Here is a 20,164-nt window from a genome sequence, read left to right on the forward strand (position 1 = left end):
CGGAATGGCGTGGTATGCGTCTATAAGAGGGCATGCAAGACGCGTCCGCGCGATACGGCGGCAAGGCTCCGCTGTTCTCCATCATCATCCCGCTCGAATATCATCGCGGGCAATGGGAGCAGTCCTGGGTCGCTTGGACATCGCAGACCGTCGACAAATCGCTCTACGAGATCATCCTGGTCGTGCCGCCGGATTTCGTCGCGCGCGAAGAGCTGAAGGCGCAGGCCGGCGGACAGGCGCGCCTGGAATTCACCGCTTCGGATCACGACATCGGGCTCTGCGCATTCGGCGCCACCAAGGCCCGTGGCAGCTATCTGTTCTTCACGGAGTCGCATTGCCGGCCGGAGCCCGACGTGATCGAGCTGTGCCTCCGCGCGATCGACGCGCATCCCGATTGGGCCGCCTTCTCCTGTCGGTCGGTGCCGATCTGTCATAACAGGCTCTCGGAAGCCGAAGCCGCGATGTACCAGGCCGATATCGAATTCGGCATGAGGCAGCATCCCTGGCGCAAGGTGCTCGACCAGTGCTTCGTGACGCGGCGCGACGTCTATTGGGAATGCGGAGGCCTGCGCGAGGAGCTCGGCCATTTCGCCGAATGGGTGCTGGCCGCCGCCTATTACGCGAAAGGCCATGCCATCGGCTATCTCGAGGAGGCGCGCTTCCATCATTATTACATCGGCGAAATCGGCGAGCTCAGGACCTTTACGCTCGATTTCGTCGAGGGCGAGATCCGCTATCTCGGCGAGGCGCGGCGCGATCCCGGCAGCGAGCTGCTCGAAGTCCCGGTCGAATGGGTGGAATGGGCCGGGTTCGACGTATCGCTCGCCCGCGCGGCGTTGAAGGCGCTCGTGCATTACAGCTTCAAAGGCCGCGGATGGAAGCGGCCCGATGAAAAGCTGCGCGCCTTCTGGCGCTGGGGTAGATTGGCTTTCTTTGGCGATCGCCTCGTTCGCATCGCCGCGCGACTGGCCGTGATGCAGGCGTATCTCGGCCTGAGCGCGCTGACGGTGATCGGGTCAAGCGACGCAATTGCGCGATGGATGAGGCGCTACATTGCCGCGTTGATCCATCTGCAGCGGCTTGAATGCATTCGTCGCATGCGTGGCCACGCCGGGCCGGCGGCGAAATTCTTGGGAGATCGCGTTCTCGGGCAAGCCGGATTTCATGGTCTCGAATCCTCAGCCGGGCACGTCTTCCGCTGGAGCGAGCCGCAGGCCGCCGTTCGCATCCAGGGCAGCGCGGGTCGCAACACCGTCCTGATCCGAAGCCCTGCCTTGCGCGCACCGCTGCGCGAGATCGGTGCGCATTTCTATCTCGAGGGCGTGCGCGTAGATGCCTCCGCAATCGCCATCGGAGCCGACAGCTACGCGATCGACCTCGATCTGCCGCCATCAGGCGTCGCTATCCTTGCGTGGTCATGCCCAGTGTTGACGGGGATTGGCGATTCCCGCCGTCTTGGGCTTTCCGTGGCGTCCATTGAGGTGAGCCAGGTTACCGGAGTTCGATCCAGTCCTAGAGCATGATCTGGAAAAGTGCCTTGCGACTTCCGCGAAGATCATGCCGTGGGCCGCTAGTCCACCTCCGAGTCGAGCCGCCCCTGATGGGACGGCTCCGGATTGTCGAACAGGGGCGTGCGCGAAAACTAGCCTCCGGTCTCGGCGCTGATGATATCGCCAAACAACTCCCACTGGCCCTTCTTGAAGCGCCACATCTTGAGCTGCTCGATCGGCGCGAAGTCCGTGGCGGAGGTGTTGACCTTGATCCCGGGGATCAGGGTATCGGGGGCGAAGTCCTTGAGACTCGCAGCCTGCTTCATGACGTTCTCGCGGGTGAGATTGTCGCCGGCCTGCTTCAGCACCTGCACCATGGTCTGGGATGCCGCGTAGCCATAGGCCAGGTTTGCGTCCGAGATGTTGGCACCCGGCATGTACTTGTCGATGAATGTCATGAACTTCTTCATGCCCTCGTCATCCTTCCACTGCGGATCGGAGGGGTCCTTGAGATAGCCGGCCGACAGCACGCCTTCGGAGGCCTCGAGACCGGCGGGCTTCATCACCGCGCCGATCGACACCGAGACGTCGGTCATCAGGTGCATCGGCTTCCATTCCAGCTCGGCGATCTTCTTGATGGCCTGCGCCGCGAATTTCGGGGTCGCGATGTTGACGAAGACGTCGGCACCCGTGCCTTTGAGCTTGACGATATGGGCGTCGATCGACGGTTCCGACGTTTCGTAGCTCTCCTCGGCAACGATCATCTTGGAGGCCTTGTCACCGAACACGTCCTTGATGCCGGCGAGGTAATCCTTGCCGAAATCGTCGTTGGCATAGAAGATCGCGACCTTGCCGTCCGGCTTCTCCTTTAGGATGTACTTGGCGAAAATCTGGGCTTCGACCCGGTAGCTGGGCTGGAAGCCCATGGTCCAGGGGAAGTTCTTGGGATCGTTCCACTTGCTGGCCCCGGTGGCGAGGAACAGCTGCGGCACCTTCTTGGCATTGTGATACTTCTGCACGGCGGTCTGCGTCGGCGTGCCCAGTGCGTTGAAGATCAAAAATACCTCGTCGCTCTCGATCAGCTTGCGGACCTGCTCCACGGTCTTGGGCGGCGAATAGCCGTCGTCATAGGAGATCCAGTTGATCTTGCGGCCGTTGATACCGCCTTGGTCGTTGATCATCTTGAAATAGGCTTCCTCGGTCTTGCCGATGATGCCGTAGGCCGAAGCGGGACCGGAATAGGCCTCGACATTGCCGATCTTGATCTCGGTGTCGCTGGCGCCAGTGTCGTATTTCTTCTGCGCGAAGGCACCCTGGGTGGAAAGCAATGTCAGGGCAGTTGCCGCGGCGAGCAGGACGAGTTTCTTGTTCTTCATGGAAATTCCTTGGGGTTTCTTGTTGAGTTGGGCAGGCACTTCAAAAAAAGAAAAGCGCCCGCGAGGGGCGCTTGGGTTCAGGCGTTGACGGCTGTCTTGTCGACTTCGGAGGCCACCGAGAACTCCTTGCGTAGGGTCGGCTTGTGGATCTTGCCCGTTGCATTGCGCGGCAGCGCCTCTACGAAGCGGATCTGGCGTGGGCATTTGAAACGCGCCAGATTGGCCGCACAATGCGCGAAGACATCGGCCTCGGTCAGCTTCTGTCCCGGCTTGACCGCAACAATGGCAAGGCCCACTTCACCCCATTGCGGATCGGGAAGGCCGATCACCGCGGCTTCCGCGATCGCGTTGAGCTGGTGCAGGACGTTCTCGACCTCGGCTGGATAGACGTTCTCGCCGCCGGAGATGTACATGTCCTTCCAGCGATCGACGATGTAATAGAAGCCCTCTTCGTCGACGCGCGTCGCATCGCCGGTGTGCAGCCAGCCGTCTGTGAAGGAGGTCTTGTTCGCGTCCGGCCTGTTCCAGTAGCCGGGCGTGATGTTGGGTCCCTTCACCCAAAGCTCGCCGAGTTCGCCGACATCGGCATCGGTGCCGTCGGGCCGCACGATGCGCACTTCGGTGTGCAGCACCGGCTTGCCGGCGGATCCCGCTTTCCGCGCCGCGTCCTCGCGGTCGAGCACCAGCACCGCCGGCGAGGTCTCGGTCATGCCGTAACCCTGCTGGAGCGCGACGCCGCGCGCCTCCCACACCTTCAGCAGCGGCACCGGCATCGGTGCGCCGCCGACACCGCCGACGATGAGCCGGCTGAGGTCGGTCGTCGCGAAGGCAGGGTGTTGTGCCATGAACTGGTAGATCGCCGGCACGCCGAAGAACACGTTGATACCCTGGGCAGGATCGTTGATCAGGCCGAGCGCGGCCCCGGGATCGAACGCGCGCATGATCATCACGGTGCCGCCGGCATGAAGCACCGGATTGGTGTAGCAATTGAGCCCGCCGGTGTGGAACAGCGGCAGCACGGTGAGCAGCACCGAGGCCGGTCCGATGCAGGCGGGACCGCCGAGATTGACGCAATTCCAGAAGGTCATGCCGTGGGTGATGGTTGCGCCCTTGGGATGCCCCGTGGTGCCGGATGTGTACATGATGGTCGAGACGTCATCGAGCGTGACCTGCTCGATCGTCTCCAGCGGCTTTGCTGCCGCGATACCGGCCTCGTAGGACCCGCCGGGGCCGAGCAGCAGGCTGGTCGCGATGCCGCAGAGCTTTGCGACGGCAAGCGTGGTCTCGGCGAGATCCGTGTCATGGATCATCACCTTTGGCGCGCAATCGGCGGTGATGAACTGAAGCTCGGGAACGGTGAGCCGGGTGTTCAGCGGCACGAAGATCGCGCCGAGGCGGCCGCAGGCGAACTGCACCTCCAGAGTATCCGTCGTGTTCAGTGCCAGCACTGCGACGCGGTCGCCGCGTGAGATGTTTAGCGTGTGGCGCAGGAGTGAGGCGAGGCGCGAGACGCGGCGGTCCAGCTGCGCATAGGTGAAGCGGCGCTCGCTCGCGAGGTCGATCACGGCGACCTTGTCAGGGGTACGGCGGCCATGATGAACGATCCAGTCGTAGTAACGAACGGCCAAGAATTCCTCCCTCGGCGACGTGTGCCGCCCGCGTCCCAAATTGTCGTGCAACATGCCCGGCGCGGCCCTGGGGGCCAGCCGGAGTTGGTGCATCGACTTCTTTTTGATGAGGAGTTGGCGCGCGAGGGGGTAAAATCGTCTTGCGTTGAGTTGCTAGGCCGTAGCGTGCCATGAGAGTGGTTCGCCGGTCAGCCACTCTGCGCAAGTGAGCCGCCAATGTTCCGGCCATGGTGAGCGAGACGAATCCGTCCGCAAGGCAAGACTGCGATGAAGAGCCCGTTCTATACCGCCGAGCATGACGCCTTCCGCGACATGATGCGCCGCTTCGTCGAGAAAGAGATCACCCCGTTTGCCCATGACTGGGACGAGGCCGGCGAATTCCCGCGCGCGCTGTACCGCAAGGCGGCTGAGATCGGCCTGTTGGGATTGGGATTCCCTGAAGAATATGGCGGGATCGCCGCTGACCAGTTCATGAAGATCGTGGCCAGCCAGGAACTGGCGCGAGCGGGCGCCGGGGGCGTCAGCGCCAGCCTGATGAGCCACACCATCGGCTCGCCGCCGATTGCGCGGGCGGCACGGCCCGAGGTGAGGTCACGCGTGCTGCCGCAGGTGCTGTCAGGCGCCAAGATCTCGGCGCTTGCGATCACCGAACCCGGCGGCGGCTCCGATGTCGCGAACCTCGCGACGAAAGCGCGGCGCGACGGCGATCACTACGTCGTGAGCGGCGAGAAGACCTTCATCACCTCAGGCATGCGCGCCGATTATCTGACAGTTGCGGTGCGCACGGGCGGCGAAGGCGCCGGCGGCGTCAGCCTGCTGCTGATCGAGGGCGACACGCCCGGCCTGTCCAGAACGAAACTGAAGAAGATGGGCTGGTGGGCCTCCGACACCGCGACGCTGCATTTCGACGCATGCCGCGTGCCCGCCGAAAATCTGATCGGCGAAGAGGGCCAGGGCTTCAAGATCATCATGCAGAATTTCAACAGCGAGCGCATGGGTATGGCGGCAGGCTGCACCGCCTTCGCCCGCGTCTGCCTCGACGAGGCGATCGCCTATGCGAAGGAACGCAAGACCTTCGGCAAGCCGTTGGCGCAACACCAGGTCATTCGTCACAAGATCGTCGACATGGCGCAGAAGGTCGCCGCAAGCCAGGCGATGCTGGAAATGCTGGCGTGGCGGCTCGAGCAGGGCGAGAGCCCGGTTGCGGAAATCTGCATGATGAAGAACCAGGCGACGCAGACCATGGCCTCCTGCGCCTCGGAGGCCGTGCAGATTTTCGGCGGCGCCGGTTTCATGCGCGGTATCAAGGCCGAGCGCATCTACCGCGAGGTCAAGGTCAACGCCATCGGCGGCGGCACCGAGGAGATCATGAAGGATCTGGCAAGTCGGCAGATGGGGCTGTGAATGTCTCCTCCGTCATGCCCGGGCCTGTCCCGGGCATCCACGTTCTTGCTACCGCGTGACGAAGGCGTGGATGGCCGGGCCAAGCCCGGCCATGACGAGCACATCAGAGATACCGAGAGCTGAGCTGACAAAATGCTATTCACCGCCGACCACGACGATATCCGCCGAAGCCTGCAGAAGTTCATCGCCAACGAGATCAATCCTCACGTCGATGACTGGGAGAAGGCCGACATCTTCCCGGCGCACGAGCTGTTCAAGAAGATGGGCAGCCTCGGCTTCCTCGGTCTGAACAAGCCCGCGGAGTTCGGCGGCTCGGGCCTCGACTACTCCTATGCGTTGATGATGGCTGAAGAGCTCGGCGCCATCACCTGCGGCGGCGTGCCGATGGCGATCGGAGTGCAGACCGACATGGCGACGCCCGCACTGGCCCGGTTCGGCTCGGACGAAGTGCGGCGCGAGTTCCTGGCACCCTCAATCTCAGGCGATTTCGTCGCCTGCATCGGCGTCTCCGAGCCCGGCGCGGGTTCCGACGTCGCCTCGATCAAGACCCAGGCGCGCTCCGACGGCGACGACTACGTCATCACCGGCGGCAAGATGTGGATCACCAACGGCACCCAGGCCGACTGGATCTGCCTGCTCGCCAACACCGGTGACGGGCCGGTTCACCGCAACAAGTCGCTGATCTGCGTGCCCATGAAGAGCAAGGGCGTCACCATCGCCCGCAAGCTGGACAAGATGGGCATGCGCTCGTCCGACACCGCGCAGATCTTCTTCGACGAAGTCCGTGTGCCCAAGCGCAACCGGATCGGCGATGAGGGCAAAGGCTTCACCTACCAGATGATCCAGTTCCAGGAAGAGCGCCTCTGGGGCGCGGCGGCCTGCCTGAAGTCGCATGAATACATCATCAACGAGACCATCGAATACACCCGCAACCGCAAGGCCTTCGGCCAGAGCATCCTCGACAACCAAGTCGTGCACTTCAAGCTGGCGGAGATGCAGACCGAGGTCGAGCTTCTGCGCGCACTGATCTATCGCGCCGCCGAGCAACTGGTCGCCGGCGAGGACGTCACCAAGCTCGCCACCATGGCCAAGCTCAAGGCCGGCCGGCTCGGCCGCGAGCTGACCGACGCCTGCTTGCAATATTGGGGCGGAATGGGCTTTACCAACGAGACGCCGGTCAGCCGCGCCTATCGCGATAGCCGCCTGACCTCGATCGGCGGCGGAGCCGACGAGGTCATGCTGATGGTTCTGTGCAAGATGATGGGCACGCTGCCCGGCAGCAAAGGAAGCTCCTGATGATCACGCTCTATCATTGCGACTCGGCGCGCTCCTTCCGTCCGCTCTGGATGCTGGAGGAGATGGGGCTGCCCTATGAGCTGAAGATGCTGCCGTTCCCGCCGCGGGTCTTCGCCAAGGAATATCTCGCGCTCAATCCGCTCGGCACGATTCCCTTCATGGTCGATGGCGAGACGAAGATGACCGAATCCTCCGGCATCTGCCACTATCTCGGCATCAAGCACGGTCCGACACCGCTGATGGTCGGCCCCGAGGATCCCGCCTATGGCGCCTTCCTGAACTGGATGTATTTCAGCGACGCCACGTTAACCTTCCCGCAGACGCTTGTGCTCCGCTACACCCAGCTCGAGCCGGAGGAACGCCGCAACCCGCAGGTCGCCGGCGATTACGCGAAATGGTTTCTGGGCCGGTTGCGCGCCGTCGAGGCAGCGACGGGGAATGCTGAAACATTGTGCGCTGGCCGCTTCACCGCGGCTGACATCGTGATCGGCTATGCGCTTCGGCTGGCCGACAATATCGGGCTCGCCAAGGATTTCGGGCCAAATGTCGCGGCCTATTGGGCGCGTCTGCAGCAGCGCGACGGCTTCAAGCGCGCAGTTGTTGCGGAACAGAAGGCTGGCGCCGAGCAGAATGTTGCACCGCGCGCGAGGGCGTGACCCTCCGCAGGTCGGGACTCCGAGCCTGAATTGTGGTTCCGGGCTGGCACAGCGCCGTCCTGGAATGCCAACGCTTTGCGCCATGACAGCGCTATCGCGTCGTGACAGCGCCCAAATTTCCGCTAAGGTGACCTTCGTCCGCAGCGGCCAGAGAGCCGCGCGAGGAGGATCCCAATGGAAGATAAAGGTCGCGAATCCGACCATCTGATGCTGATCACGCCGGAGCGGGTATTCTATGCCGGTCTGCTCGGTCGCCCCCGCAAGCGGACCCCCGGCTGCTGCCATATCTATGTTGCGGTGAAAGGCAGCCTGCTTTTGACGCTCGACGACGTCCAGACGTCGGACGAGTTGATCGTGACCCTGCCGAACCAGCGCCACACCATCGCCAGCGACTATCGCACCGTCATCAGCGTGACGCTGGAGCCGGAGAGCATGCCGGATGGCGTGATCGAGGCCCTGGCCGAGCGGCTGCGGGGGCCGGACAAGGCCGCCTATGCCCGCAAGATTCTGGCCGCCTACGCGCTGCTGCGCCAGCGCCGCTATGGCGACATCACGACCGCCGAGTTCGATGAGATGTGCTTTGGCGAGGCATTGCCGCGGCGCGTGCTCGATCCTCGCGTGATGCGCGCGGTTGCGCGCATCGGGCGCTTCTCCGGCGAGCCGGTGACGGCCGATACCTGCGCAGCCGAAGCAGGTCTCTCCGCCTCGCGCTTCCTGCATCTGTTCAAGGAAGAGACCGGCATCTCGTTCCGTTCCTTCCGCGCCTGGAAGCGCGCGCGGCATCTGTTGCACTTCGCCAATCAGGATCTCAACCTCGCCCATCTCGCGCAGGACATCGGCTATCCCGACTCCACGCATTTCAGCCATTCGATCCGCCGCTTCTACGGATTGAAGCCCCGCGCGATCTTCGTCGGCTCGCGCGACCTAGCGATCTACCGCAGCACCGAGACGGTGCGGCTCGCAGAGGCGAGTTGATGCTTCGTGAGGTGGGTTAGCGAAGCGTAACGTGCCACTTCTGTCTCTGCTGAATCCAAAGAGGTGGGTTACGCTTTCGGCTAACCCACCCTACGGCATCTCGTTTTTCCAGCTTCTCCGCGCAAGAAGCCGCATGCCGCGCATCACATGATCGCAAACGTTGAATTCTCAACGTGCGAGACATTTTTGGCATGAGCGACAAGGCCGTCATCACCTGCGCGCTGAACGGCGTGCTCACCGACCCCAAGCAGCACAACGTGCCGGTCACGCCCGAGCAAATGGCGCGCGAGGCCAAGGCTGCGTTCGATGCCGGCGCCAGCATCATGCACATCCATCTGCGCCAGCAGGCGCCGGGCAAGGGACACCTGCCGTCCTGGGAAGTTGCCGTCAGCAAGGAAATCCAGCAGGCGATCCGCGAGGCCTGTCCGGGCGTGATCATCAATCACACCTCGGGCGTATCGGGGCCGAACTACTCTGGCGCGCTCGACTGCATTCGCGAGACCAGGCCTGAGATCGCCGCCTGCAACGCCGGCTCGCTGAACTATCTGAAGGTGAAGGCCGACAACAGCTGGGCGTGGCCGCCCATGATGTTCGACAACGCGGTCGAGAAGGTGAAGGACTATCTCGACGTCATGAACGCGGTCGGCACCATCCCCGAGTTCGAATGCTTCGACGTCGGCATCGTCCGCTGCGTCGGCATGTACACCCAGGTCGGCATGTACAAGGGACCGCTCGAATATAATTTTGTCATGGGTGTCGCGTCGGGCATGCCCGCCGATCCCGAACTGCTGCCGATCCTGATCAAGCTGAAGCGGCCCGAGGCGCAGTTCCAGGTCACCGCGATCGGCCGCGAGGAGATCTGGCCGCTGCATCAGCGCTGCGCCGAGCTCGGCGGCCACCTGCGCACCGGTCTCGAAGACACTTTCTATCTCGCCGACGGCAAGAAAGTGACTTCGAACGGCCAGTTGATCGAGGCCATCGCCGCCTGCGCAAGGCGCGCGGGCCGCGAGATCGCAAGCCCCGCCGAGGCGCGGAATATCTTTGGGACGAACAGGTAGTCACACACTCCGTCGTTCCGGGATGGCCCGAAGGGCCAGGCCCGGAATCCATAACCACGATTGGGAGCATGGATTCCGGGCTCGCGCTGCGCGCGTTCTGGAATGACGGGCAGGAGCTTTGATGTCCATTCTCGAAAACACCATTTCCCCCGGCAGCGCGGCCTACCACGCAAACCGCGATGGCATGCTGGGCCTGATCGACCGCATGCGCGCGCTGGAAGAGCGCACGCGCACGGCGTCGGCGGCGGCCAAGGATCGCTTCCACAAGCGCGGGCAGTTGCTGCCGCGCGAGCGCGTTGCACTGGTACTCGATCCCGGCGCGCCATTCATCGAGCTGTCGACGCTCGCCGGCTATATGTTCGACGTGCCCGATGCGACCAGGAGCGTGCCGGGCGGTGGCGTCATCGCCGGCATCGGCTTCGTCTCGGGCATCCGCTGCATGGTCAGCGCCAATGATGCCGGCATCGACGCCGGCGCGCTGCAGCCTTACGGCCTCGACAAGACGATCCGCGTGCAGGAACTGGCGCTGGAGAACAAGCTGCCTTACGTGCAACTCGTCGAAAGCGCCGGCGCCAACCTGCTGCGCTATCGCGTCGAGGATTTTGTTCGCGGCGGCAACATCTTTCGTAACCTCGCGCGGCTTTCGGCTGCGGGCCTGCCCGTCGTGACCGTGACACACGGCTCCTCGACTGCGGGCGGCGCGTACCAGACCGGCCTGTCCGACTACATCGTCATGGTGCGCGGCCGCACCCGTGCTTTCCTCGCGGGCCCGCCCCTGCTCAAGGCCGCGACCGGTGAAATCGCGACGGAGGAAGAGCTCGGCGGCGCCGAGATGCACACGCAAGTGTCCGGCCTTGGCGACTACCTTGCCGAGGACGACCGCGACGCGTTGCGCATCGCCCGCGAGATCATGGCCGCATTGGAATGGGAACGGCCTGGCAAGGCGGCGCGGGAGTTCAAGCCGCCGCGCTACGACCAGGATGAACTGCTCGGCATCATGCCGATGGACCACAAGCGCCCCGTCGACATGAAGCAGGTGATCGCGCGCATTGTCGACGACTCCGACTTCACCGAGATGGCGCCGAATTACGGCCCCGCCACGGTCTGCGGCCATGCCCGTGTCGAAGGCCAGGCGATCGGCATCATCTCCAACAACGGGCCGCTCGATCCCGCCGGCGCCAACAAGGCGACGCATTTCATCCAGGCGTGCTGCCAGACCCGTACGCCGATCCTCTACCTCAACAACACCACCGGCTACATGGTCGGCCGAGCTTATGAAGAAGCCGGCATGATCAAGCACGGCTCCAAGATGATCCAGGCGGTGACCTCGGCGACGGTGCCACAGATCACGATCTATTGCGGCGCCTCGTTCGGTGCCGGCAATTACGGCATGTGCGGCCGCGGTTTCCATCCTCGCTTCTGCTTCTCCTGGCCCAACGCCAGGACTGCCGTAATGGGTGGCGAGCAGGCCGCCGAGACCATGGCGATCGTGACCGAAGCCGCCGCGGCGCGCCGCGGCAAGCCGATCGAGAAGGACAAGCTGGAGGCTATGAAGGCACAGATCGTCGGCGTATTCGACGGCCAGATGGACGTATTCTCGACCAGCGCCCGCGTACTCGACGACGGCGTGATCGATCCGCGCGACACCCGCGCGGTGCTGTCTGAAGTTTTGGCCATCTGCCGCGAAGGCGACGCACGCACGCCTCAACGCATGCAGTTTTCGGTGGCGCGCCCATGAGGAACGGATCAGTGCAGCACCGGCCGTTCTTCAAAGTCTTGGTCGCCAACCGCGGCGAGATCGCGCTGCGCGTGATGCGCAGTGCGCGAAAACTCGGACTTGGCGTCGTTGCGGTGTATTCAGATGCGGATCGGGATGCGCTTCACGTGAAGCAGGCCGATCAGTCCGTGCGCATCGGCGAAGCCTTGCCGGCGCAGTCCTATCTGAACATTCCTGCGATCATTGCCGCGGCGAAAGCGAGCGGCGCGGACGCAATTCATCCCGGCTACGGCTTTCTCGCCGAAAACGAGGAGTTCGCGCAAGCTTGCAAGGATGCCGGTCTCGTCTTCATCGGTCCCTCGCCGCAGGCGATCGAGGCGATGGGCAACAAGGCCGGTGCCAAGGAGATCATGAAGAAGGCCGGCGTGCCCTGCGTGCCCGGCTATCAGGGTGCCGAGCAGAGCGACGAGGTCATGCTTGCGGAAGCCAGAGAGATCGGCTTCCCCGTCATGATCAAGGCGGTTGCCGGCGGCGGCGGCCGCGGGATGCGATTGGTCACAGACGCCGCTTCGTTTCCTGATGCGCTGCGCAGTGCGCGGTCTGAAGCCAAGGCGGCATTCGGCGACGCCACCGTCATCCTCGAGCGCGCAATCCAGAATCCGCGCCACATCGAGATCCAGGTGTTCGGCGACAGCCACGGCAACGCCGTCCATCTCGGCGAGCGCGACTGTTCGGTGCAACGGCGGCATCAGAAGCTGATCGAGGAGGCACCTTCACCGGCGGTCGCGCCGGAGCTGCGCGCGAAAATGGGTGACGTTGCGGTCGCCGCGGTCAAAGCGCTGCGTTATGAGGGCGCCGGCACGCTGGAATTCCTGCTCGATGCCAGCGGCGCGTTCTACTTCATGGAGATGAACACCCGCCTCCAGGTCGAGCATCCCGTGACCGAAGCCATTACGGGGCTCGATCTCGTCGAACTCCAGCTGCGCGTCGCCCGCGGCGAAGCGCTGCCGGTGAAGCAGCAGGACATCAAGTTTTCCGGCCATGCCATCGAGGTGCGGCTCTGCTCGGAGGATGCCGCGCACGATTTCATGCCGCAGTCGGGTCGCATGGCGCTTTGGCAAGTACCTGAAGGCATCCGCGTCGAGCACGCGCTGCAATCGGGCTCGGAGATCCCGCCGTTCTACGATTCCATGATCGCCAAGGTGATCAGCCATGGCGCCACGCGTGAGGAGGCGAGGGGACGGCTGATCGTTGGCCTGGAGCAGCTCACCGCTTTCGGCGTGACCACCAACCAGGCGTTCCTGATGTCCTGCCTGCGTCATGCCGGGTTTGCCAAGGGCGAGGCGACGACGGCCTTCATCGGCGCGCATCGCGACGAGCTGCTGGCACCACGCCCGTCCGCGCCATTCGATATGGCGCTGGCGGGCCTGCTGCTCTACGTCACCAACCCGCGCGCCCCGTCGTGGCAGGCCGGTCGGAGCCTAGCCGCCACCTTTCCGTTGCCGGCGAAGATCGAGATCTCAGGTCAGACATACGAACTCGAAGTCACGCGCGAGCGCGATGGCGGCTACACTGTCGCCAGCGACGGCCGGCAAGACAAATTCGAAATTGATCAACTCGATTCCGGCGCCATCCGCTTTCGCCACGACGGCGTGATGGACAGCGCAAAGTTTCTGCGCGACGGCGATCGGCTTTACGTCCAGCACCGCGGCGTTCCGCTCGCGGTCAGCGATCTCACGCTCGCCGCGCCGAAGGCCACTGCCGCCAATGGCGGTGACGGCAAGGTGCGCGCCGCCATGAACGGGCGCGTCGTCGCCGTATTGGTCAAGCCGGGTGACTCTGTCAAAGCCGGCCAGCCGGTGCTGACGCTGGAAGCAATGAAGATGGAGCACGTCCACAAAGCCGGCATCGACGGCGTGGTCGCCGCGATTGACGTCGCCGAAGGCGAGCAGGTCACCACGGGCAGGATCGTCGCCGAGATCGGAGGCTAGTCGGCGCGACAAGCACCGACATCGTAGGGCAAAGGTGCAGGGGCGCCGGCTCATCGTCGTTTCTCGAGTGGTGGAGAGGCGTGGTGGGCGCGCTCCGGCTGTCCCGACACGCATGGGATGCAAAAAGGTCAAGTTGTTTCAATGGGTTATATGAGGTGTAAGCTAAATTAAAAACATTATTTGAACATTGTTCGCGTTTTAGATACATATATTGAACATTGTTCAATTATGGAGCCGGCATGTTACGCGCCAATGATGCTGCCCAAGCGACCAAGCCCACACTCCCGTCGGTATCCCGCGGTCTCCCGTTCGCCGCGCCACAACGCCGCGAGAGCTATTTGATCGGCGCGCTCTGCGCTCTGACGCTGACCGCGCTCCTCGCCCCGCCGCTGCCCGCCGCCACCTGGCACGTCCCGCACTTCGTCGACAGTCGCACCTGGCTCGGTGTGCCCAACGCCGGCGACGTGCTGAGCAATCTTGCCTTCCTCGCGATGGGCGTTTGGGGTTCGGAGCGGCTGCGCGCACGCCCTGATGCGCCCGTGGGCGCAAGCTGGTTCTTCGTGGGACTGATCCTCACCTGCCTGGGTTCTGGCCTTTATCACCTGGACCCCGACATGCCGCAGCGGCTCGTGGCCGATCGTCTCGGTATGGCGGTTGCGTTCGCGGGCTTTCTGGGCATCGCGGCCAGCGAGCGCGTCAGCGTGCGCGCCGGAGAGGCTGTGCTGGTGCTGATGATGATCGCGGGCGTGTTGGCTGCTTGGGTGGCACGCGAGAATCTCACGCCATGGGTTGCCGTGCAGTTCGGCGGCATGGCACTGGCGGTGGGACTTGCGCTGACGCGCCCCCGGCCTGGTGCGCGTGGCGTGCCGCTCGCTGGCGTGATCTTCTTTTATGTGCTGGCCAAGCTTTTCGAGCTCGGCGACGCGCTCATCTTCGATGCGACAGGACATATCGTCTCGGGCCATACGCTCAAGCATCTCGCTGCCGCGCTGGCGGCCTGGCCGGTGATCAGGTCGTTGGCGCCAACTGGCTCCGTCCCGTCCCGCCATTGAGCAGGCACGCCACCTGATGTCCGTCGCCCGCGTCCAGCAGCGCCGGCCGTTCCGTCTTGCACCGGTCCATCGCAAACCGGCAGCGGGTGTGAAACGCGCAGCCCGAGGGCGGATTGACCGGGCTCGGCACGTCACCATCGACCAGCGGCGCGAGCTTCTTCGCGAGCGGATTGGCGACCGGCACCGAGGCCAGCAGCGCCTGCGTGTAGGGATGCCTGGGATTGCGGAATAGCTCGTCCTTGCCGGCGATCTCGACGATCCGGCCGAGATACATCACGGCGACGCGGTGGCTGATATGGGCCACCACGGCCAGATCATGCGCGATGAAGAGGTAGGAGAAGCCGTGCTGGCGCTGCAGGTCGATCAACAGGTTGATCACCTGCGCCTGGATGGAGACGTCGAGCGCGGACACCGGCTCGTCGCAGACGATCAGGCGCGGTTCGAGTGCCAGCGCCCGTGCGATGCAGATGCGCTGGCGCTGGCCGCCGGAGAATTGATGCGGGAAGTTGCGCATCTGGTCGGGACGCAGGCCCACCTGCTCGAACAACTTCGCGACCCGTGCCTCGAGCGCCTTGCCGCTGGCGAGCCCGTGCACCGCAAGCGGTTCGCCGACGATGTCGCCGGCGGCCATGCGCGGGTTGAGCGAGGCAAACGGGTCCTGGAACACGATCTGCATCGAGCGCCGGTGCGGGCGCATTGCCGTCTTGGACAAATGGGTGATGTCCTCGCCGTCGAGCCGGATCCGGCCCGAGGTCGGCTCGACCAGTCGCAGCACGCTGCGCGCCACCGTCGACTTGCCGCAACCGGACTCGCCGACCAGCCCGAGGGTTTCGCCGGCACCAAGGGAGAACGAGACGCCGTCGACCGAATGCACGGTGCCGACCTGCCGGCGCAGCACGCCGGCGCGCACCGGATAATGCTTCTTGAGGTCCGTGACCTCGAGCAGAACCTCGCTCATGCCACCTCCGCGACGTCTTCCGCGCGCCAGCAGGCGGCAAGATGGCCGCTCCCCCAATCCGCCAGCGGCGGATATTCTGCCTCGCAGCGCTCGATCGCGAGCTTGCAGCGCGGCGCGAAGGCGCAGCCCTTTGGCAGCCGCACCAGAGACGGCACGGTGCCGGGGATTTCGTTCAGCCGCGCCTGTACCGGAACGCCGGCGGCCGGCACAGCCGGGATCGACGCCATCAGCCCGCGCGTATAGGGATGCTTGGGCGCGGCGAACAGCGCTTCGACGCTGGCTTCCTCGACCTTCCGCCCCGCATACATCACGATCACGCGCTGTGCGGTCTGCGCGACGACGCCGAGATCATGCGTGATCAGCACGAGCCCGGTGCCGAGCTCCTTCTGCAGGTCGAGGATCAGCGCCAAAATTTGCGCCTGAATGGTGACGTCGAGCGCGGTGGTCGGCTCGTCCGCAATCAGCAGCGCCGGCCGGCAAGCCAGCGCCATCGCGATCATCGCGCGCTGGCGCATGCCGCCGGAGAGTTGATGCGGGTATTCCTTCGCGCGCCGCGCCGGTTCGGGAATACGAACCAAACGCAGCATCTCGACGGCGATAGTCCGGGCCTCTTTGGCCGGGATGTTCCGGTGCAGCCGGACCGCCTCGACGATCTGGTCGCCGATCCGCATCACCGGGTTGAGCGAGGTCATCGGCTCCTGGAAGATCATGGAGATGCGGTTGCCCCTGACAGCGCGCATCTCCGCCTCACCCAGGGCCAACAGATCGGTGCCTTCGAGCGAGATGGAGCCGCCGACGATGCGGCCGGGCGGATCGGGCACAAGCCGCATCAGCGACAGCGCGGTGACGCTCTTGCCGCAGCCGGATTCGCCGACGATCGCCAGCGTCTCGCCGCGCTTCACGGCAAAGGAGAGGTCGTCGACGGCCTTGAACAGGCCGGAGTTGGTGAAGAACACCGTCTTCAGGTTCTTCACCTCGAGCACGAGATCGGATTTGTCGGTCATCAGCCGCGCTGCCGGGGATCGAGGATGTCGCGCAGGGCGTCGCCGAACAGATTGGCGCCGAATACGGCGAGGCTGATCGCAATGCCCGGGAAGATCACCAGCCACGGCGCGGTGCGGACATATTCGGCGGCTGACTCGGAGAGCATGCGGCCCCATGATGGATAAGGCTCGGGAATGCCGAGACCGAGGAACGACAGCGAGGCTTCGGTCAGGATGGTCGAGCCGAGCTGGGCGGTGGCGAGTACGATCAGCGGCGCCAGCGTGTTCGGCAGCACATGGCGGAGCGCGATGCGCACCTCGCTCATGCCGATCGACTTGGCGGCCTCGATGAAGGGCAGTTCCCGCAGCGCCAGCGTGTTGGCACGGATGACGCGCGCGACCGTGGGGATCAGTGGAATGGCAATCGCTATGATCACGTTCGGCAGCGACGGGCCGAGTGCCGCCGTCATCACCAGCGCCAGCACCAGCAACGGCAGAGCCTGGAGCACGTCGGAAACGCGTTGGAATACCAGATCGACCCAGCCGGAGAGATAGCCGGAGGTCAGGCCGACGATGACGCCGATCGTGCCGCCGAGCGCGGTCGAGCCGATCCCGACGGCAAGCGAGATCCGCGCGCCGTGGATGATGCGGCTGAACACGTCGCGGCCGAACGAGTCCGTTCCCATCCAGTGCGCCAGGCTCGGGCGGGCCAGCGCGCGGGCCGAGTCGATCGAAAGGGGATCATATCGCGCGATGAAGTCGGCGAAGATCGCCGTCAATACGAACGCGGCCATGATGACGAGACCCGCCGCGCCCAGCACATGCCGCTGTGCCAGAAACAGCACGCGCCGCCAGCCGCCGGTCGCATGCGCGCCGGCCCGCCTCAGCTCAACGTCGAAGTCGATCGCGGCCAAATTGATCTCCTAATCCGTGTACCTGATGCGCGGATCGAACACGGCGTAAAGCATGTCGACGATGAAATTCGCGCTCACCACCACGACGGCCATCAGCATCACGAGGTTCTGCACGATGGGATAGTCGCGCCAGCGGATCGCCTCGACTAGGAAGCGGGCGACACCGGGGATGTTGAACACCGTCTCGGTGACGATCAGGCCGCCGATCAGGAATGCCGCCTCGATGCCGATCACGGTGATGACGGGCAGGATCGCGTTCTTCAGCGCGTGCCGATAGTTGACGGCGGTCTCGGAGGCGCCTTTTGCGCGCGCGGTGCGGATGTAATCCTGGCGCAGCACCTCCAGCATCGAGGACCGCGTGATGCGCATGGTCAGGGCGGCGCTGCGGAAGCCGACGGCGGCGGCGGGCACGGCGTAGGTTGCGAATGCCTCGAGCCAGGTCTGTGGGTTCGGATTGAAGATCGGCATCTGGCCGAACATCGCCACCGACGCCGTCAGGATGAGCAGGCCGAGCCAGAACGAGGGCAGCGACAATCCGCTCAAGCTGACGATACGCAGGGCGTAGTCCAGCCGCGTACCTTGCTTCACCGCGCTGATGACGCCGAGCGGGATGCCGATCGAGGCCGAGAACAGCAGCGCGAGACCGGCGAGCCGTGCCGTGATCGGGATCCGCGGCAATATCTCCTGCAGCGCCGGCTTCTCGGAGACGTAGGAGTAGCCGAAGTCGCCGCGCAGAAAACCTGAGATCCAGTGCCAGTATTGCACGACCAGCGGCTGGTCGATGCCGAGCTCCTTCTCCAGATTGGCCTTGTCGGCGGGATCGACGTAGCCGGCCGCGGCGAACAGGATGTCGACGATGTTGCCGGGGACGATGCGCAGCAGCAGGAAGATGACGATCGAGATGCCGAACAGGGTCACGAGCATCAGGAACAGGCGCCGCACCAGATAGGCAAACATGTCGCGCCTCCCGTCGAGCTGCCAGCGCGCTTACTTGTCCATCCAGACGTCTTCGTAACGGTAGCCGTTATAGGAGCTGTTCGACATCACGGTCACGCCCTTGACGTAGGGCTGCCAGCACGTGCCCGTGCGTGCATGGAAGATGATCGGGCGCGCCACGTCCTCCTGCAGCTTCTTGTCGATGTCCCAGACAAGCTTCTTGCGTTTCTCGACATCGGTCTCCTGCGATTGCACGTCGAACAGCTTCTCGATCTCCTTGTTGCAGTAATTGGTGTAGTTGCGCTCCGAGCCGCAGGAATAGTTCTCGTAGAAGGATTGGTCGGGATCGTCGACGGCATTGCCGGTGAGGTTGAGGCCGAGCATGTAATCCTTGCGGGCGACCTTCGGGAACCAGTTTGCGGTTTCGACCACGTCGAGCTCGCCGTCGATATAGATGCTCTTGAGCTGGTCGATCAGGATCACCGCGGGGTCGCGATAGACCGGGATGTTGCGGGTCGAGACCTTGACGGCGAGGTGCTTGTCGGGCCCGTAGCCGGCCTTCTGCATCAGCTTCCTGGCTTGCTCGCGATTGGCGTTGATGTCGGGACCATAGCCCGGAATGCTCTCGAGCATTTCCTTCGGCATGCCCCAGAGCCCTTGCGGCGGCGGCAGCATGGTGCCGCCGACGTCGCCTTGGCCCTCGAACATGATCGAGATGAAGGACTTGCGGTCGAGCGCCATCGCCATGGCGCGGCGGATGTCGACATTGTCGAACGGCGGCGCGGAGGAATTGACGATGATGTTGGTTGCGACGTTGTTCGGCTCGACCACGCAGACCGCGTTCGGCGCCTGCGTTTTCACGTCCTTGAGCAGCGGAATGCTCACCTCTGTCGGGAACGTCATGTCGAACTTGCCGGCGACGAAGGCGAGGATGGCCGTCGAGCGGTTCGGGATGATGGTGAACTCGATGCCGTCGAGATAGGGACGGCCCTTGCGCCAATAGTCCGTGTTTCGCGTCAGCTTGATCGACTCATTGGCCTTGAACTCGACGAACTTGAACGGGCCTGTGCCGATCGGATGGGTGCGCATGTCGCCGGGCGAGACATGGCACGGATAGACCGGTGTGTAGCCCGAGGCGAGCAGGGCCAGCAGCGAGGGCTGCGGTCGCTTCATGTTGAAGGAGACCTCGAGATCGCCGTTGGTCGAGATCTCGTTGACCTCGTTGTACCAGCTCTTGCGTGGATTCTGCCGGAACTTCTGTTGCGATTTCCCCATCAGCAGGTCGAAGGTGCATTTGACGTCGGCCGAAGTAAACGGCTTTCCGTCGTGCCATTTCACGCCCTGGCGCAGCTTGAAAGTCAGCGTCTTGTTGTCATTGACCCAGCCCCAGCTCTCCGCGAGCTCGGGGATGATGTTGTCCATCCTGTTCTGGGCCTCATCCTGCTTGTAGATGACGAGGTTGTTGAAAATGGGCATGAAGGGAACATTGAGCGAATAGGTCGCGCCTTCATGGATCGAGGCGTTGCCGGGACTGTCGCGATGATACATGCGCAGGACGCCACCCTGCTTGGGATCGCCGGCGAGCGTGATGGTCGAGGCCGTCAGCACAGATAGCGCCGCCATTGCGGCGAGCGCCCATACGCTCCGCATGCTCATCCTCCCTGGAGATCGGCCTTTTGCGGCCTGTTGTCGCGACGATAGCACGCAAGCCGGAGGAGGCAACCGGTAAG

16 protein-coding genes are annotated in these 20,164 nt (G+C 64.0%); 9 read left to right on the forward strand and 7 right to left on the reverse strand.

Going from position 1 to position 20,164, the window contains the following annotated elements; translation table 11 throughout:
- Nucleotides 1-32: 32 nt before the first annotated feature.
- Nucleotides 33-1,523: a glycosyltransferase family 2 protein gene (locus JQ580_RS11195; protein ID WP_212280095.1), complete on the forward strand. Its 1,491-nt coding sequence runs from the start codon at nt 33-35 to the stop codon at nt 1,521-1,523.
- A 119-nt stretch (nt 1,524-1,642) separates the two neighbouring features.
- On the opposite strand, the gene JQ580_RS11200 is transcribed toward JQ580_RS11195, so the two are convergent.
- A complete protein-coding gene (locus tag JQ580_RS11200; protein WP_212280096.1) occupies nt 1,643-2,866 on the reverse strand; it encodes an ABC transporter substrate-binding protein in 1,224 nt (407 codons plus the stop codon).
- A 77-nt stretch (nt 2,867-2,943) separates the two neighbouring features.
- On the reverse strand, nt 2,944-4,494 hold the full coding sequence (locus tag JQ580_RS11205; RefSeq protein WP_212280097.1) for an acyl-CoA synthetase: 1,551 nt from the start codon (nt 4,492-4,494) through the stop codon (nt 2,944-2,946).
- Nucleotides 4,495-4,761: 267 nt separating this feature from the next.
- Here JQ580_RS11205 and JQ580_RS11210 point away from each other — a divergent pair, with 267 nt between their 5' ends.
- The 8 genes from JQ580_RS11210 to JQ580_RS11245 all read left to right on the forward strand — a co-directional run bounded on the left by JQ580_RS11210 (nt 4,762) and on the right by JQ580_RS11245 (nt 14,643).
- A complete protein-coding gene (locus JQ580_RS11210) occupies nt 4,762-5,898 on the forward strand; it encodes an acyl-CoA dehydrogenase family protein (protein ID WP_212280098.1) in 1,137 nt (378 codons plus the stop codon).
- Nucleotides 5,899-6,030: 132 nt separating this feature from the next.
- The gene (locus tag JQ580_RS11215; RefSeq protein WP_212280099.1) at nt 6,031-7,194 is read left to right on the forward strand and encodes an acyl-CoA dehydrogenase family protein; all 1,164 of its coding nucleotides are present in this window, start codon (nt 6,031-6,033) and stop codon (nt 7,192-7,194) included.
- On the forward strand, nt 7,194-7,850 hold the full coding sequence (locus JQ580_RS11220) for a glutathione S-transferase family protein (protein WP_212280100.1): 657 nt from the start codon (nt 7,194-7,196) through the stop codon (nt 7,848-7,850). The genes JQ580_RS11215 and JQ580_RS11220 overlap by 1 nt, the downstream gene beginning before the upstream one ends.
- A 174-nt stretch (nt 7,851-8,024) precedes the next feature.
- A complete protein-coding gene (locus tag JQ580_RS11225) occupies nt 8,025-8,825 on the forward strand; it encodes an AraC family transcriptional regulator (protein WP_212280101.1) in 801 nt (266 codons plus the stop codon).
- Nucleotides 8,826-9,016: 191 nt separating this feature from the next.
- Nucleotides 9,017-9,883, forward strand: a complete 867-nt coding sequence (locus JQ580_RS11230; RefSeq protein ID WP_212280102.1) for a beta-keto acid cleavage family enzyme — start codon at nt 9,017-9,019, stop codon at nt 9,881-9,883.
- Between the two features lie 121 nt (nt 9,884-10,004).
- Nucleotides 10,005-11,621, forward strand: coding sequence for an acyl-CoA carboxylase subunit beta (locus JQ580_RS11235; RefSeq protein ID WP_212280103.1), 1,617 nt, complete (start codon nt 10,005-10,007; stop codon nt 11,619-11,621).
- Complete coding sequence (locus tag JQ580_RS11240) at nt 11,618-13,591, forward strand: acetyl-CoA carboxylase biotin carboxylase subunit (protein ID WP_212280104.1); 1,974 nt, start codon at nt 11,618-11,620, stop codon at nt 13,589-13,591. The genes JQ580_RS11235 and JQ580_RS11240 overlap by 4 nt, the downstream gene beginning before the upstream one ends.
- A 338-nt stretch (nt 13,592-13,929) precedes the next feature.
- Nucleotides 13,930-14,643 carry a hypothetical protein gene (locus tag JQ580_RS11245; protein ID WP_249134087.1) on the forward strand — a complete coding sequence of 238 codons (714 nt, stop codon included), beginning with the start codon at nt 13,930-13,932 and terminating at the stop codon, nt 14,641-14,643.
- Here the strand turns inward: JQ580_RS11245 and JQ580_RS11250 are convergent.
- The 5 genes from JQ580_RS11250 to JQ580_RS11270 are packed head-to-tail and all read right to left on the reverse strand — an operon-like array spanning nt 14,600 to nt 20,084.
- On the reverse strand, nt 14,600-15,601 hold the full coding sequence (locus tag JQ580_RS11250) for an ABC transporter ATP-binding protein (protein ID WP_212280106.1): 1,002 nt from the start codon (nt 15,599-15,601) through the stop codon (nt 14,600-14,602). The genes JQ580_RS11245 and JQ580_RS11250 overlap by 44 nt on opposite strands.
- Complete coding sequence (locus JQ580_RS11255) at nt 15,598-16,605, reverse strand: ABC transporter ATP-binding protein (protein ID WP_212280107.1); 1,008 nt, start codon at nt 16,603-16,605, stop codon at nt 15,598-15,600. The genes JQ580_RS11250 and JQ580_RS11255 overlap by 4 nt, the downstream gene beginning before the upstream one ends.
- The gene (locus JQ580_RS11260) at nt 16,605-17,498 is read right to left on the reverse strand and encodes an ABC transporter permease (RefSeq protein WP_212280108.1); all 894 of its coding nucleotides are present in this window, start codon (nt 17,496-17,498) and stop codon (nt 16,605-16,607) included. The genes JQ580_RS11255 and JQ580_RS11260 overlap by 1 nt, the downstream gene beginning before the upstream one ends.
- Before the next feature lie 9 nt (nt 17,499-17,507).
- On the reverse strand, nt 17,508-18,455 hold the full coding sequence (locus JQ580_RS11265) for an ABC transporter permease (protein ID WP_212280109.1): 948 nt from the start codon (nt 18,453-18,455) through the stop codon (nt 17,508-17,510).
- Nucleotides 18,456-18,485: 30 nt separating this feature from the next.
- Nucleotides 18,486-20,084 (reverse strand): ABC transporter substrate-binding protein, encoded by a 1,599-nt coding sequence (locus JQ580_RS11270; protein WP_212280110.1) that lies wholly within the window; start codon nt 20,082-20,084, stop codon nt 18,486-18,488.
- Nucleotides 20,085-20,164 lie beyond the last annotated feature (80 nt).

Source organism: Bradyrhizobium sp. SZCCT0148 (genome assembly GCF_018129985.1).
Taxonomy (GTDB): Bacteria; Pseudomonadota; Alphaproteobacteria; order Rhizobiales; family Xanthobacteraceae; genus Bradyrhizobium; species Bradyrhizobium japonicum_H.